The organism is Haloleucobacter ellipsoideus (genome assembly GCF_052491725.1).
Genome location: NZ_JBQWAR010000017.1, coordinates 367,596 through 381,610 on the forward strand (window position 1 = coordinate 367,596; position 14,015 = coordinate 381,610).

Here is a 14,015-nt window from a genome sequence, read left to right on the forward strand (position 1 = left end):
TAAGAGCAGGGCGCGCGGGCAGGGCGGGGAAACCTGTGGCTTGCCCGGCAGATGTGAGGATAGACCGATGGCCGCCACTGCCCCCACCATCACCCTTCGCCGCCCGGATGACTGGCATCTGCATTTCCGTGATGGAAACATGATGAAGGCGGTTGTCGGCGAAACCGCCCGCCACTTTGCCCGCGCCATCGTGATGCCGAATCTGGTGCCGCCGGTGGTGCGCGGCGCTGATGCCGCCGCCTATGCGGAGCGCATTCGCGCCGCCTTGCCGGAAGGCGCGCGCTTCACCCCGCTGATGACGCTCTATCTGACCGAGGAGACAGACCCGGCCGATGTGCGGGCCGCGGCGGAGGCGGGAATCATCACCGCCGTGAAACTGTATCCGGCTGGCGCCACCACCAATTCCGCCTCGGGCGTGCGCGATTTCAAGAAGGTGCGCCCCGTGCTGGAGGTCATGGAGCAGATTGGCCTGCCCCTGTGCATCCATGGCGAGGTGACGGACAAGGACGTGGACATCTTCGACCGCGAGGCCGTGTTCATCGACCGGACGCTGGACCCGCTGCGCCGTGAAATGCCCGGCCTGCGTGTCATCATGGAGCATATCACCACCCGCGATGCGGTGGATTATGTGCGCGCGGCCGAGAGGAATCTGGGCGCGACCATCACCGTGCAGCATCTCATCATCAACCGGAACCACATTCTGGCGGGGGGCATCCGCCCGCATTATTACTGCCTGCCGGTGGCCAAGCGGGAAGAACACCGTGTTGCGGTGCGCGGGGCGGCCGTTTCGGGTGATGCGCGTTTCTTCTTCGGCTCAGACAGCGCCCCGCATCTGGACCATGCCAAGGAAAGCGCCTGCGGCTGCGCCGGCTGCTTCAGCGCCACCAATGCGGTTTCCGCCGTCACCGAGGTGTTTGATCAGGATGGCGCGCTGGACAAGCTGGAGGCGTTCCTCTCGCTGAATGGCCCGGCCTATTATCGCCTGCCGGCGAATGAGGAGCGCATCACGCTGGAGAAGGGCGAGCCGGTGGCCTATCCGGCCAAGATTCCCACCCCTGAAGGCGAGCTGACGGTGTTTGACCCCGGTTTCCCGCTGCATTGGCGGGTGGTCGGCTGAACATTCCGGATGGCTGAAGGGACAAGGCCCGCGCGGGTAACGGCGCGGGCTTTTTCGTGCGGCACCATTCGGGAGGGGGCATGCAGGCGGGCCTGTCAGGCCTTGCGCACCCAGCGGCCGTTTTCATCCTGCTGCCAGTAGGTCATCTCGTGGCCTTCCGCCTTGGTCTCGCGCCAGCGCATGCGGGCGGCCTGGACCTGCTCATCATCATGGCCATCAAACAGATGCACCACCCGCACATATGTGGCGGTATCGGCCAGCGGCACGCCATCCAGCAGAAAGCGGATCTGGGCATTGTTCGGATTGTCCGGCATGGTGGTGAGCAGAACCGGCTGGCGCTCCGGGCGGGGCTGGGCCTGCGTGCCATGGGGCAGGAAGCTGGAGTCCGAATAGGTCCACAGATGCGTGTCCAGCGCATCGCGCCGTTCGGGAGAGGCGCATTGCACCACGCATCGCCAGCCCCGCTCCAGTGATTTTTCGAGCAGGGTTGGCAGCACCGCTTCCAGCGGGCGGCGCTCCAGATGGTAGAACAGAACCTCGGTCATGATGTCTCCGCGGCCCTCTTATACAGCATCGGGGCTGGAATTCGACTCCGGGGGGCAAATCGTGTCGAGCGCACGGGCGCGCAGCTGGCAGGTGCCGGCCCAGTGCAGCAGCGCGTCTTCCGCGCCATGCGTCACCCACAGCTCCTCGCAGCCGGTGGCGCGGATGGCGGTGGTGAGGCCGGACCAGTCGGCATGGTCCGAGATGATCAGCGGCAGCCCGGCGCCACGCTGGCGCGCCCGAACCCGCATCCAGCCCGAGGCGTGGCAGACGACAGGTGCGCCAAAGCGGCTGAACCACTGGTCCCGCATTGCCGTGGGGGGCGCCAGAATGATGCGGCCGGCAAAGCCCTGCGGGTCCTGCTCCGGCAGGGGGATGATCCGGCCCAGCCCGATACCCTGCTCCTGGTAATAGGCACTGGTGCGCTCCAGCGCGCCATGCACCAGCAAAGGCGCGTCATATCCGCCTGAGCGCAGCAGGGTCATCATGCGTTGCGCCTTGCCCAGCGAGTAGGCCCCGATGATGTGCGTGCGTTCCGGAAACAGCCGCACGGCATCCAGAAGGCGCGCCACCTCGCGCCCGGGGGGTGGGTGATGGAAGACGGGCAGGCCGAATGTGGCTTCGGAGATGAAGACATGGCAGGGCAGTGGCGTGAAGGCGGGGCAGGTCGGGTCCGGCACATCCTTGTAGTCACCGGAAACCACCATGGTGAGCCCGCGCCATTCCAGCCTCACCTGCGCACTGCCCAGCACATGCCCCGCCGGATGCAGGCTGATGCGCACGCCATTGATCTCCACATGCTCGCCCCAGCCGAGCGCCTGGGACTGGCCGGCAAAATGCGGGCCGAGGCGAATGGCCATCAGGTCCAGCGTTTCGCGTGTGGCCAGCACATGGGCATGCCCCTTGCGGGCATGGTCTGAATGGGCATGGGTGATGATGGCCCGCTCCACCGCGCGCACCGGGTCCACATGGAAATCGCCAACAGGGCAATAAAGGCCCCTGGGGGTGGGGTGCAGCAGGTCTTCAGGGCGCATCAGCAGGGTCGCACAACAACATGTGCCCTACATATGGGGTGTGCCGCCCGCCTTGGCGAGGCCGCTCAGCGCACGGGCAGGCGAAAGGGGGTGCCCTCATAGGCATCCGCGCCCCGGCCAATGGCCTGAATGGCCGAAACCATCCGGCCCTTGCGGCCCAGAGATTCATCCGCCAGTGCAATGATCCGCGGATTGGGGGTGGCGCTGGGCGAGGCGGCGCGCAATTGCTGCGCCAGCTCCATCTCGTCCCGCTCCGGCTGGAGGGCGCAGAGGGTGGAAAAGGCGGCCGCGGTGGAGCGCGATATGCCGGCAAAGCAATGGATCACCAGCGGTGTCTGCCTTGGCCAGCCCTGCACGAAGCTGAACAGGGCTTCAACATGATGCGCCCCGGGCGGCACCAGCCCCTCGGTTTCGGCGGCAATGTCATTGAAGCCGAGAAAGAGATGGTTTTCCGGTTCCACGCCCGCGGGCCGCGTGACCACGGTATCGGCATTGATGAGGGTGATGATGTGCCGCGCGCCACTGGCCTCCACCGTATCCTGCAGGCGGGAGAGGGGGCAGACATGAATCATGGCTGAAGCTCCTCGAAGCGACGCAGAAAGCGCTCTTTCGCCACCTGCGCGGTCCAGGGCACAAGGTAATCGCGTTCTTCTTCCGGGTCGAGCGGGACGGGCTGGCCAAAAAGGCGGCGGGCCTCCGCCGGGGCAAAGCCGGCCAGATGGGTGGCCTCGAAATAGGCCGAGCCGAGATCGGCCGTCTTGATCTTTTTCACCAGCATTCTCGGCCATTTGGCAGGCAGGGAGAAGCGGATGGAGATGGCGTGCAGGAGCCTTGTCTCCACCGCCTTGTAATCATCCCCCAGCACCATCTTGAAGGGGGAGATCATGTCGCCGATGACATATTCGGGCGCATCATGCAGCAGGGCGCAGAGCAGCGCGGCGCGCTCCTGTCCGGGCTCGGCCCGGCGGAACAGATGTTCTGTCAGCAGGGAGTGCTGGGCCACGGAGAAGATGTTGTCGCCATGGGTCTGCCCGTTCCAGCGCGCGACACGGGCAAGGCCATGGGCGATATCCTCGATCTCGATATCCAGCGGGGAGGGGTCCAGCAGATCCAGCCGCCGGCCGGAAAGCATGCGCTGCCACGCGCGCGCGGGCGCGGTGCGGCGGGGGGAACGGGGAGAAGCCTCGGAAGCGGCGGGCAGGGTGCGGGCTCTCATCAGGGACTGTCGGTCTCGCTGCGCAGGGGTTGGAAGGGGTGAATGCGAATCGCGTAAGGACGCTGTGGCGCGAAGTTAGGCGGAAGGTGGGGCATCACAAGCCTTGCCCGGCATCATTCAACACAAGGATTGCTTTTGCATGACCACTCCGATCCGCCCAGTTCTGGCTGCAAGCATTGCCGTGTTTCGTCAGGGAAGGGTGCTGCTGGCGCGCCGCGCCGCCGCCCCCGGCGCCGGGCTGTGGAGCCTGCCGGGCGGCCGGGTGGAGCCGGGCGAGACGGTTGCCGAGGCGGCCTTGCGGGAGCTTGGGGAAGAGGTGGGGGTCAAGGCGCGGATAGAGGGTGTGGCCGGCGTGCGCGATATCATCCTGCGGGATGAGGCCGGTATGCTCACCGGCCATTTCGTGGTGGTGGCCCATGCCGGCCTCTGGCTGGAAGGGGAGCCGCAGACCGGTGAGGAGGCTTCCGCCGTGGGCTGGTTCGATCCCGCCTGCATCTGTGCCCTCCCCGTGACGGAGGGGCTGGAGCAGATGGTTGCGGCGGCCGCGCGGGTGGCGGGCGGCATCCGGCAGGGCTGAGAAGAGGGGGCAGGGGCACGGGCGCTGGAGAGGATGGCAGGAAAATGGCGGCGGAGGGATTCCCTTGCCATTAACCTTTTGGTAAGAACCTCCTACACATCGGCTCGGATCGTGCTAGTTATGGCTCGTGCCGCTGAAGCATGTCCGGAGGCTGAAACGTGACCACATTGTCGAACCCTGCCATTGATTTGCCCGATATCGCCGACATGGCAGCCGACGAACGGCACGCAGCCCTGACCTATCTGAACGACGCCTGGGTCGAGGCGGTCCGCGATGGTCTGGAAGAGGATTGCCTCGTGCAGGCCGCGCTCTTCACCGCCCTGCGCAGCCTTGTCACCACTTATGGCGAGGAGCCGAGCGCCCAGTTCGTGTCACGCCTCGTGGAACGTGTGCGCTCCGGCGATTATACCATGGTCGGTCAGCGACACTGATCTTTCCATTCCTGAAAGTGGCTGGCCCGGATTGCCCTGCAATTCCGGGTTTTTTGCCGTGGGGATGGCCTCTCCCTCGCGCCGCTTCCCCTCGCACCGCTTCTCCCTGCCGGGCATGGTTTCGGCGGCTGGCTGCCATGCCGGCGGAAGGGCGGATGAGCGGCCGCGCCGGATAAAAGCGGGGCAGGGGCGCTTTTGATCAGCGCCCTTCACGCACCCATGCGGCTGTGAGAAGGCCCAGCAGGATGATGAGGCCCGTGAGCCCGGTGAAAACCGGATAAAGGCTGATGCCGCGCACAACGGAGACATCCCGCGTGGCAAGGCCCATCCAGTCACTGCCCGCCATGCGGCTGCCGCTTGAAAGCTGGGCCAGACGCGGCGGTTCTCCTCCCCGCTCGGAAAGACGCCAGACGCCACCGCCTGTTGCGGTCACGATGGGAGTGAGGATCTCCCGTGTGCTGGTGACTTCCGCAAACTCGCGCGGATTGAGCGGGCCGATATTGGCCAGTGCCGTCAGGTCACCATTGGTCACACGCCACAGGCCGGGCATGTCCGCCGGGGTCGTGGCACGCCACAGGCCGGGGCTGGCCTCCTTCAGATCCAGCGTGCGGACCTCCCCTGTGGGGGTGGTGACCTCGGCGGCAGGCACGGTGCTGCCCATGGTCTGGCGCTCCACCAGCAGGTCTGGCCCGGAAACCTTGACCTTGAGCTGCTCCTCTTCCAGATCCGGCTCTTTCATCAGCCAGTGGGAGAGGCGGCGCAGCAGATCCACATGCGGCCCGCCCCCCTCATAGCCCCGCGCCCACAGCCAGATATGGTCGGACAGCAGCTGGCCGACCCGGCCTTCGCCCACCTGATCCACCAGAAGCACCGGCTTGTCTCCGGGGGCGGAGATGAGGGCGGTGCCGGAGCGCGCCTCCGTATCGATGACACGGAAGAAACGGCTCCAGTTCGGCGGTTCGCTCTGGCTGCCGGGCAGGTCCCGTGTCACGGGATGGCGCTTGCCGGCTTCGCTCAGGCGGGGGTGGAAAGGCTCCTCCGTCACCGCGCCGGTGGGCACGGCGGGCAGCACATCTTCCAGCGGCGTGTTGTAGAGCGAGCCGAAATCCACATAGTCCAGCCCGGAAGACACCAGCAGCGCTCCGCCGCCCTGCACATAATTCACGATGTTTTCGAGATAGAGCTGGGGCAGCACGCCTTCCTGCGCATAACGATCGAAGATGATGAGATCGAAATCATTGATCTTCGTGTCGAACAGCTCATGGGTGGGGAAGGCGATGAGGGAGAGCTCGTCGATCGGCGTTCCATCCTGCTTGGCGGGCGGGCGCAGGATGGTGAAGTGGACGAGATCCACATTCGCATCGCTCTTGAGCAGGTTGCGCCATGTGCGCTCGCCGGCTGTGGGCTCACCGGAAACCAGCAGAACCTTCAGCTTGTCCCGCACGCCATCAATGGAAAGGGCGGTGCGGTTGTTCACCTGCGTCAGCTCGCCCTCCACGGCGGGCACTTCCAGCTCGATGATGTTCGGCCCGGCATGGGTGATGCCGACGCGGATACTGGTGCTTTCACCGGCCGTGACAAGCGGAGAGGCGATAGTCTCGCCATCGCGCCTGACGGTCACGGGCACGCGCGCGCCAGCGGGCAGGCCCTCATCCAGCACGCGGAAGGTGAGGGTCTGTTCCTGCCCCACAATGCCGAAACGCGGGGTCTTTTCCAGCGTGATGCGCCGGTCCTTCTCCCCTTCCTCGCCTGTGATGAGGGCATGGAGCGGGGCGGTGAAGCCGAGTTCGGCCACGCGGGCTGGCACATCATGCACGCGCCCGTCGGTAATCATGATGGCTCCGGCGAGCCGCTCGGGGGGCACATCGGCAAGGCCGGCCGCAAGGGCGGAGAAAAGCTGGGTGCCATCGGCATTGCTGCCGCGCCCGTCCACGGTGATGGTGCGCATTTCCACGCCCGGCAGGGCGGCAAGGCCGGCCTCCAGCGCCGCGCGGGCGCTTTCGGTCTGGGTGCGCCGGTTGCCGAAGGTCTGGCTCGGGCTGTCATCCACCACCACGGCGACCACGGAGGTGAGCGGCTCGCGCTCCTCCTGCGTGAAGGACGGGTTGGCAAGAGCCAGCAGGCCCATTGCCATGGCGAGTGTGCGCAGTGCGCTGCCACGGGTGCGCCCGGCCAGCAAAAGCCCGGCCAGAACGAGCGCCGCCACCACCAGCGCGATGAAGACCGGCCATGGCACGAAGGGGGAAAAGGTCAGGCCATAATTCATTGTCCCAGCCTTTCCAGAAGCGCCGGCACATGCACCTGGTCTGCCTTGTAGTTTCCTGTGAGCACATACATGGCGATATTGGCCCCGGCGCGGAAGGCCATTTCACGCTGGCGCGGCTCACCCGGTGTCAGCGGCAGCAGCGGTGCGCCGGTTTCGCTCACAGCCCATGCCCCGGCCAGATCATTGGAAGTGATGATGATGGGCGAAACCCCGTCTCCCGCCCGCGCCGGGCGCTCTTCCGCCTCTTCCTCGGTGGCCGGCAATGCCTCCACCCATGTGGTGCCGCCGGTGAAGCGGCCGGGGAAATCCCGCAGAAGATAGAAGGCCTTGGTGAGCACATGCTCGTTCGGCACCGGGCTGAGGGCCGGAATGTCGAGGCTGGCGAGAATGTCGCGCAGCTGCACCCGGGCGGGGGTCAGCGGTGCGCCCGGCTCATCCGCTCCCTCGATGGCGTCACGCGTGTCGAAAATGACCGTGCCGCCCTGTTTCATATAGGCATCCAGCCGGGCCAGAGCCTTCTGGGAGGGCAGGTCGGCCTCACCTGAAATCGGCCAGTAGATGAGGGGGAAGAAGGCGAGTTCATCCGTTTCCAGATCAACCCCCATCGGTTCACCCGGCAGAATGGCGGTGCGCTGGCGCAGAAACAGGCCCAGCGCATCAAGGCCCGCACGGGAAACCTCATCCGTTTGCGCATCTGCGGTTTTGACATAGGCAAAGCGGGTCTGGCTGGTGGCCTGAAGGGCAAAGGCATCAGCCTGCGGGTCCGTCGTTTTTGCGGCGGCTACAGCTTCCTGCGCCCGTGCATCCGCAATGCCGGTGAGTGTCGCCAGGGTCAGGGCCAGAAACAGCGCCGCCGCCGCATTCCGCCGCCGGAACAGGCGCGCAAGCCCGCCGGTGAGCCACAGGACCGCCAGCGCATCCAGCAGAAGCAGCAGGATCGCGCCCAGCAGAACCGCCCCGCGCAAATCCTGCGGGGTGCTGTCCCGCACCGGCTCAACCTGTGCCCCAAGGGCCGGGAAATCCAGCAGGGTGATCTTGTCTGCGGGCAGAAGGGCATTCACCGCCACAAGGCTTTCCGGTGGGCCATAGAAGCCGGGCGGATGGGTCGCCCCGGCGCGGCCGCGGAAATCGGCGGGGATGGCGCGGGCCATGGGGCCGGGGGTCGTGAAGGCGCCGAAGCCATCCAGAACCCGCGTGGGCGCGAGGGCCGGGGCCGTGCTTGCCGCAGCGCCGCCCGTGGCCTGCGCTGCATCAGCCACATCAGGTTCCGCGCTGATGTCGGACAGGGCGATGACCTGTCTGAGCATGTCCACGAATGCGCCGGAAAGGGGCAGGTTGGACCATGAGGTGTCGCCGGTCACATGGAACAGCACCAGCGCCCCCTTGCCCATGCGGGTGCCTGTGACCAGTGGTGTGCCATCGGCAAGGCTTGCCCATGTGCGCTCGCGCAGATTTGCATCCGGTTCGGCCAGAACCTGCCGGTTGACGGTGACATCATCGGGGGCGGAAAGGTCGCGGAAGGGGCCTTCGGCAGTCATCGTTCCAAGCTTCTGGGGGGTCTCCCAGGACAGGGAGCCACCCAGAACACGCCCGCCACGGCGCAGGCGCACGGGCAGAAGGGTATCCTGCGTATTGGCCAGTCTCGCACCGGAAAAGCGCACCAGCACACCGCCCTCTTCCACAAAGCGGGTGAGGCGCTCACGCGTCGCCTCGGGAATGGTGCCGACATCGGTGAGGATCAGCACCGGCAGGCGCTGATCCAGAAAGCGGTTGATGTTTTCTGTCGCCGAGCCGGTTTCCGCCACCCGCAGGTCGGCATAGGGGGCAAGGGCGCGGGTAATGTAATAGGTGGGTGCAAGCAGAGGCTGGCCACGATCCGTGCTGGTGCCGGAAATGACGCCCACCGTGCGCCGCCGCCAGTTCTTGTCCAGAAGCTGGACAGCGCCGGCGGAATGCTCGCCGGAGATGTCCAGCCGGGCGATCTCGTTGCGGATCTCGACAGGCAGGGTGAAGCGCGCCTCGGTTTCCAGCGCGCCTTCGCCAAGGGTGAAGGAGGCGGCGCCCAGCACAAGGCCACGCAGGTCCTTGGCCTCAATCGTGCCGGAGCGGGGGGCGCCGGCCTGTGGACGCTGCACTTTCACGCGCAGGGCATCCGCATCGTTCTGCGGGGCGGAGAGGGCGAGAGGCAGCGAGAGGCCGCCGCTGATGACCCGCGCCTGCTGCGCCTTCAGCACCGAGAAGGTGGAGGCAAGATGCTCATCCGCGCCCGCATCGACCCCATCGGAGATGAAGACGAGGCTCGCGCCGGGATGTTCGGCAAGCAGGCCGCGGGCGCGCTCCAGCGCATCATGCCGGGGGGGAGCGTAAGGCATGGGGACAAGGGAGCGCAGACGATCGCGCGCCGTGGCGGGAGCAAGCAGGGTCACCTCGCCGGGTATGTCGCCCGTGGGCAGAAGGGCAATGCCCCGGCCATTGACCTCGGCATCATCAATCAGCGCCTGCGCCGCGCTGATCCGGGCAGACCAGTGCGAGGCGGCCGGCCAGCCCTGATCGATCACCAGCGCCAGAGGGCCGGTGGCCACCGGGCCGGCAGCAGGGGGATTCCAGATGGGGCCCGCCGCCGCCAGAATGAGCAGGGCGGCCAGAACCATGCGCAGCGCCGTGAGCCACCAGGGTGAACGGGCGCTGGTTTCCTCCCGGGGCGAAATGCCGAGCAGGAGCCGTGTGGGCGGAAAGCTGATCGTGCGGGGACGCGGCGGCACCACGCGCAGCAGCACCCACAGCACCGGCAGCACCAGCAGGGCGGCCAGAAGCAGCGGAGCTGAAAAGGCGAGGGGCAGGCCGAACATCAGGCGAAAACTCCGTCCGGGAAGAGGACCGCTTCAGGGGTGGCGAGGCCGGAAAAGCTGGAATATGTCGCCAGAATGCGGCGGGCACGGGTCATGGCTCCCGCGCCGGCAAGATTGTGGGGCAGGCTGGCGCATCGCATCATCGGGCTGGCGGAAAAGGCTGCCATGCCGGGAAGGTGGCAAGAAGCATTCATGCCCGCACGCCCCGGCTGATGCCGCCTTGCCCCATGCGGGCATGCAGTGCCAGCAGCAGCTCGCTGGCGGGCCTGTCCGTGCGGTGAATGAGAAAACTCCACCCCGCCCTCTGGGCCGCCTGCCGCAGAAAGGCGCGATGGGCGGCGAGTCGCTCCTCATAAGCCTCCCGCCAGCTTTCCGCCCGGCCAACCGTGACCTTGCCGTTCCCCTCCGGGTCCTGAAACACCACCCGGCCGGAAAAGGGAAAGCTTTCCTCGGAAGGGTCCACCACCTGCACCAGATGCCCGCGCGCGCCACTGGCGGCCAGTTCATCGATCCGTGCCGCGGTGTCCTGCGCCGGGGCCCAGAAATCCCCCAGCAGGACGATTTCCGCCCGCGGGCCGGGGGCAAAGGAGGGGGGCAGGCTTTCCGGCATGGCGCCATTGCGGGCGGCCAGCAGAACCGCCTGCGCCATGCGCTCGATGATATGGCGGCTGGCGGTGGGGGCGAGCAGGGCGGGGGCGCCAACCCGCTCGCCGGCCTTCACCATCAGCTCGGACAGCGCGAAGGCCAGCACAAGGGCGCGTTCGCTCTTTGGCGCCTGTCCGCGCCCGGCATAATCCATGGAGGGGGAAAGATCCGGCCAGATCCACACGGTGTGCGCGGCCTCCCATTCCCGCTCGCGGACATAGAGCAGGTCATCGCGGGCAGAACGGCGCCAGTCCACCCGCGCCGCCGGTTCGCCATTCATGAACTGGCGGTATTGCCAGAAGGTCTCGCCATTGCCCGCACGGCGACGGCCATGCAGCCCATGCTGCACGGTGGCGGCAATGCGTCCGGCCTCCATCACCAGCCGGGGCATGGCGGCGGCCAGATGCTCTGCCCGCTGGGCAGCGGAGCGAACGGCCTGTGCCGGCGCACTGCTGCCGGTGGGAGCTGCTGCCCGCTCAGGCTGGGATGGGTGGAGTGCCAAGGGCCTGGTCCCTTCCCGCAGCTTCAGCCGAGACGGCTGGCAAGGCGGCGGATGATTCCGGTGGCGGTTTCTCCTTCCGCCCGCGCCGCGAAGCTGAGGGCCATGCGGTGCTTGAGAATGGGTTCCGCCAGTGCCGCGACATCATCCAGCGAAGGGGCGAAGCGGCCGTCCAGCAGGGCGCGGGCGCGCACGGCCAGCATGAGAGACTGGCTGGCGCGCGGGCCGGGGCCCCATGCAATCAGCTTCTGTTCCGCGCTCTCATGCCCCGGACGGGCGGCGCGCACCAGATCCAGAATGGCTTCCACCACCGATTCACCCACCGGCAGACGGCGCACCAGCGCCTGTGCCTGCGCCAGTTCCTCCACGCTCATGGCGGGGCGGGGCGCGCGCTCGGCCGCGCCGGTGGTTTCAAACAGGATGCGCCGTTCGGCATCACGGTTCGGATAATCCACATCCACCTGCATCAGGAAACGGTCGAGCTGGGCTTCGGGCAGGGGATAGGTGCCCTCCTGCTCCAGCGGGTTCTGGGTGGCCAGCACATGGAAGGGGCGGGGTAGGTCATGGCGCACGCCGGCCACCGTGACATGATATTCCTGCATGGCCTGCAGCAAAGCGGACTGGGTGCGCGGGGAGGCGCGGTTGATCTCGTCGGCCATCAGCAGGCGGGTGAAGATGGGCCCCTGGATGAAGCGGAAATGGCGCTTGCCATCCACACCTTCCTCAAGCACTTCCGCGCCCAGAATGTCGGAGGGCATGAGATCCGGCGTGAACTGGACACGGCGATTGTCGAGCCCCAGGACGATGCCGAGTGTTTCCACCAGCTTGGTCTTGGCCAGCCCCGGCACGCCCACGAGCAGGGCATGACCGCCGGAAAGCAGGGTGACGAGCACCTGCTCGACCACTGTTTCCTGCCCGAAAATGATTTCGCCCACCGCATCGCGCGCCGCGCGCACATGGGCGGCAGAGGCTTCGGCATTGCGGATGATCGTCTGGTCGAGATCCCGCGCGTCGCCAGCAAATGCCATCAGGCCTTCTCCATCATGTCACTCGTACCGGAACAGGCGGCAGGCTCGCCGCCAAAAGCGGCAATATCACGCCCCATTCGCCTTATGGCATGTTTTATCACGCAAAAGCGAAAATGGACCGGGGGTCGCCTCCGCCGCCAAGAGCGCTTACGATGAAAGGCAAATGCATCGAATCCCTTAAGAAGGGATGGAAAGAGGGCCGCCCCGGCGGGAACTGTTGATGACGGATGCTTCCTCCCCAGACACATCATCTTCATCCCCGCGGCTGGAGAGCCTGATGGCGGCCGTGCAGGCGGCCGGCGGGCGCGGGCCGGCGCCGGTCCATTTGTGGAACCCGCCCGATTGCGGCGACATCGACATGCGCATCACCGCGGATGGAAGCTGGCATTATATGGGCACCCCTGTCGGCCGCCCGGCTCTGGTGCGCCTGTTTGCCTCGGTGCTGACGCGGGAGGACGGGCGCTATGTGCTCAAGACCCCGGCGGAGAAAATCGGGATCAAGGTGGATGACGCCCCTTTCCTCGCTGTCGAGATGGCTGTGGAGGAGAGCGCGGAAGGGCCGGTTCTGGTGTTCCGCACCAATCTGGATGATCTGGTGCGGTGCGGGCCAGACCATCCCCTGCGTTTTGCCGCCGGGGATGAACCGGGCAGCTTCAGGCCCTATGTGATGGTGCGCAATGGCCTTGAAGCCCGGCTCACCCGCGCCACATATCTGGAACTGGTGGCCCTTGGCGAAGTGCGCGAGGGGCCGGAGGAAGCGATGTTCGGTGTCGCTTCCGGTGCCAGCTTCTTTCCCATCATGCCCGCCAGCGCCCTTGACGGGCTGGCGGCGGGCGAGGATGCCTGATGAGCATGACTTCTTCCGCTTCCCCGGCTCTTCCGCCAGTGCCCGGGGGGCTGGATATTCCCCCCGGTTCGGCGCTTGAGACCTTTGTGGAGCGGGCAAGGGCGCGCCTGTCCCATACGCCCCCGCCGCCATATTCGGCACAGGCCTATGCGCGGCTGAACGGTGACCATGCCCTCTCTCCGGTTCCGGGAGAGGAGGCGCCACGGCAGGAGCCGCGCCGGGCCGCCGTTCTGGTGCCCATCATGGCGCGGGCGGAGCCGAGCGTGCTGCTGACCCAGCGCTCCGCCCATCTCAACCACCATGCCGGGCAGATTGCCTTTCCCGGCGGGCGCCTGGACCCGGAGGACCGGGACGAGCAGGATGCGGCGCTGCGCGAGGCGCGCGAGGAGGTGGGGCTGGAAGCGCGCTTCATCCATCCGCTGGGCTATATGGAGGGCTATCTTTCCGGCACCGGCTTCTGGATCGTGCCGGTGGTGGCGCTGGTGGACCCGGCCTGCACGCTGACCCCCAATCCCGGGGAGGTGGATGAGATTTTCGAGGTGCCGCTGCGCTTCCTGATGGCTCCGGCCAACCACCAGCGCCAGTCGCGCGAGTGGAAGGGCACGCTGCGGCACTATTATGCGATGCCCTATGAGGGGCGTTATATCTGGGGCGCAACTGCTGGAATGCTGCGCAATCTCTATGAGAGGGTTTACGCCTGATGGCGCGGACAATTCTGATCGAGCTGGCGCTCTTTCTCACGCCTTTTATCCTGTATGGCGCGCTGCTTCTGGCCACCAAGGGCTCGGTGGTGCCGGAGCACTGGTCCCCGCGCATGCTGGCGATACTGGGCGTTATCGCGCTGGCGCTGATGGCAGCCGGGCTCTTCGTGTTTGAAGGCGGACGCGGCGCGCCTGCCGGCACCCGCTATGTTCCGGCCGAGATGCGCGACGGGGTCTTCATCCCCGGCCGCTATGAATGACC

The 14,015-nt window shown here is 66.7% G+C and carries 15 protein-coding genes; 6 read left to right on the forward strand and 9 right to left on the reverse strand.

All coding sequences use genetic code 11. The features are described 5' to 3' along the window. Nucleotides 1–67 precede the first annotated feature (67 nt). On the forward strand, nt 68–1,117 hold the full coding sequence (gene pyrC, locus ACT6QG_RS06970) for a dihydroorotase (RefSeq protein ID WP_444976831.1): 1,050 nt from the start codon (nt 68–70) through the stop codon (nt 1,115–1,117). 95 nt (nt 1,118–1,212) lie between these two features. On the opposite strand, the gene ACT6QG_RS06975 is transcribed toward pyrC, so the two are convergent. From ACT6QG_RS06975 to ACT6QG_RS06990, 4 genes are all read right to left on the reverse strand, one after another. After that, nucleotides 1,213–1,662, reverse strand: a complete 450-nt coding sequence (locus ACT6QG_RS06975) for a DNA polymerase III subunit chi (RefSeq protein ID WP_444976832.1) — start codon at nt 1,660–1,662, stop codon at nt 1,213–1,215. Between the two features lie 18 nt (nt 1,663–1,680). After that, nucleotides 1,681–2,694 carry a ligase-associated DNA damage response exonuclease gene (locus tag ACT6QG_RS06980; RefSeq protein WP_444976833.1) on the reverse strand — a complete coding sequence of 338 codons (1,014 nt, stop codon included), beginning with the start codon at nt 2,692–2,694 and terminating at the stop codon, nt 1,681–1,683. Nucleotides 2,695–2,759: 65 nt separating this feature from the next. Further along, entirely contained in the window at nt 2,760–3,266 is a 507-nt protein-coding gene (locus ACT6QG_RS06985; RefSeq protein ID WP_444976834.1) for a tyrosine phosphatase family protein, read from the reverse strand. Then, nucleotides 3,263–3,910: a hydrolase gene (locus tag ACT6QG_RS06990; RefSeq protein ID WP_444976835.1), complete on the reverse strand. Its 648-nt coding sequence runs from the start codon at nt 3,908–3,910 to the stop codon at nt 3,263–3,265. Before ACT6QG_RS06990 ends, ACT6QG_RS06985 begins: the two co-directional genes overlap by 4 nt. 139 nt (nt 3,911–4,049) lie before the next feature. Here ACT6QG_RS06990 and ACT6QG_RS06995 point away from each other — a divergent pair, with 139 nt between their 5' ends. Both ACT6QG_RS06995 and ACT6QG_RS07000 read left to right on the forward strand, forming a co-directional pair. Beyond that, on the forward strand, nt 4,050–4,487 hold the full coding sequence (locus tag ACT6QG_RS06995; RefSeq protein WP_444976836.1) for an NUDIX hydrolase: 438 nt from the start codon (nt 4,050–4,052) through the stop codon (nt 4,485–4,487). Between the two features lie 158 nt (nt 4,488–4,645). Then, nucleotides 4,646–4,918 carry a hypothetical protein gene (locus ACT6QG_RS07000; protein WP_444976837.1) on the forward strand — a complete coding sequence of 91 codons (273 nt, stop codon included), beginning with the start codon at nt 4,646–4,648 and terminating at the stop codon, nt 4,916–4,918. Nucleotides 4,919–5,117: 199 nt separating this feature from the next. Here ACT6QG_RS07000 and ACT6QG_RS07005 read toward each other — a convergent pair whose 3' ends face one another. The 5 genes from ACT6QG_RS07005 to ACT6QG_RS07025 are packed head-to-tail and all read right to left on the reverse strand — an operon-like array spanning nt 5,118 to nt 12,205. After that, nucleotides 5,118–7,184 carry a hypothetical protein gene (locus tag ACT6QG_RS07005; RefSeq protein ID WP_444976838.1) on the reverse strand — a complete coding sequence of 689 codons (2,067 nt, stop codon included), beginning with the start codon at nt 7,182–7,184 and terminating at the stop codon, nt 5,118–5,120. Next, on the reverse strand, nt 7,181–10,033 hold the full coding sequence (locus tag ACT6QG_RS07010) for a DUF4159 domain-containing protein (protein ID WP_444976839.1): 2,853 nt from the start codon (nt 10,031–10,033) through the stop codon (nt 7,181–7,183). Before ACT6QG_RS07010 ends, ACT6QG_RS07005 begins: the two co-directional genes overlap by 4 nt. Continuing rightward, nucleotides 10,033–10,200 carry a hypothetical protein gene (locus ACT6QG_RS07015; protein WP_444976840.1) on the reverse strand — a complete coding sequence of 56 codons (168 nt, stop codon included), beginning with the start codon at nt 10,198–10,200 and terminating at the stop codon, nt 10,033–10,035. The genes ACT6QG_RS07010 and ACT6QG_RS07015 overlap by 1 nt, the downstream gene beginning before the upstream one ends. Nucleotides 10,201–10,223: 23 nt before the next feature. After that, complete coding sequence (locus tag ACT6QG_RS07020; RefSeq protein ID WP_444976841.1) at nt 10,224–11,180, reverse strand: DUF58 domain-containing protein; 957 nt, start codon at nt 11,178–11,180, stop codon at nt 10,224–10,226. Nucleotides 11,181–11,203: 23 nt separating this feature from the next. Beyond that, nucleotides 11,204–12,205: an AAA family ATPase gene (locus ACT6QG_RS07025; protein ID WP_444976842.1), complete on the reverse strand. Its 1,002-nt coding sequence runs from the start codon at nt 12,203–12,205 to the stop codon at nt 11,204–11,206. A 277-nt stretch (nt 12,206–12,482) separates the two neighbouring features. Here ACT6QG_RS07025 and ACT6QG_RS07030 point away from each other — a divergent pair, with 277 nt between their 5' ends. The 3 genes from ACT6QG_RS07030 to ACT6QG_RS07040 are packed head-to-tail and all read left to right on the forward strand — an operon-like array spanning nt 12,483 to nt 14,013. Beyond that, nucleotides 12,483–13,052, forward strand: a complete 570-nt coding sequence (locus tag ACT6QG_RS07030; protein ID WP_444976843.1) for a DUF1285 domain-containing protein — start codon at nt 12,483–12,485, stop codon at nt 13,050–13,052. A gap of 5 nt (nt 13,053–13,057) precedes the next feature. After that, on the forward strand, nt 13,058–13,753 hold the full coding sequence (locus tag ACT6QG_RS07035) for a CoA pyrophosphatase (RefSeq protein WP_444976904.1): 696 nt from the start codon (nt 13,058–13,060) through the stop codon (nt 13,751–13,753). After that, nucleotides 13,753–14,013, forward strand: coding sequence for a DUF6111 family protein (locus ACT6QG_RS07040; RefSeq protein ID WP_444976844.1), 261 nt, complete (start codon nt 13,753–13,755; stop codon nt 14,011–14,013). Before ACT6QG_RS07035 ends, ACT6QG_RS07040 begins: the two co-directional genes overlap by 1 nt. The last annotated feature ends 2 nt before the right edge of the window (nt 14,014–14,015 follow it).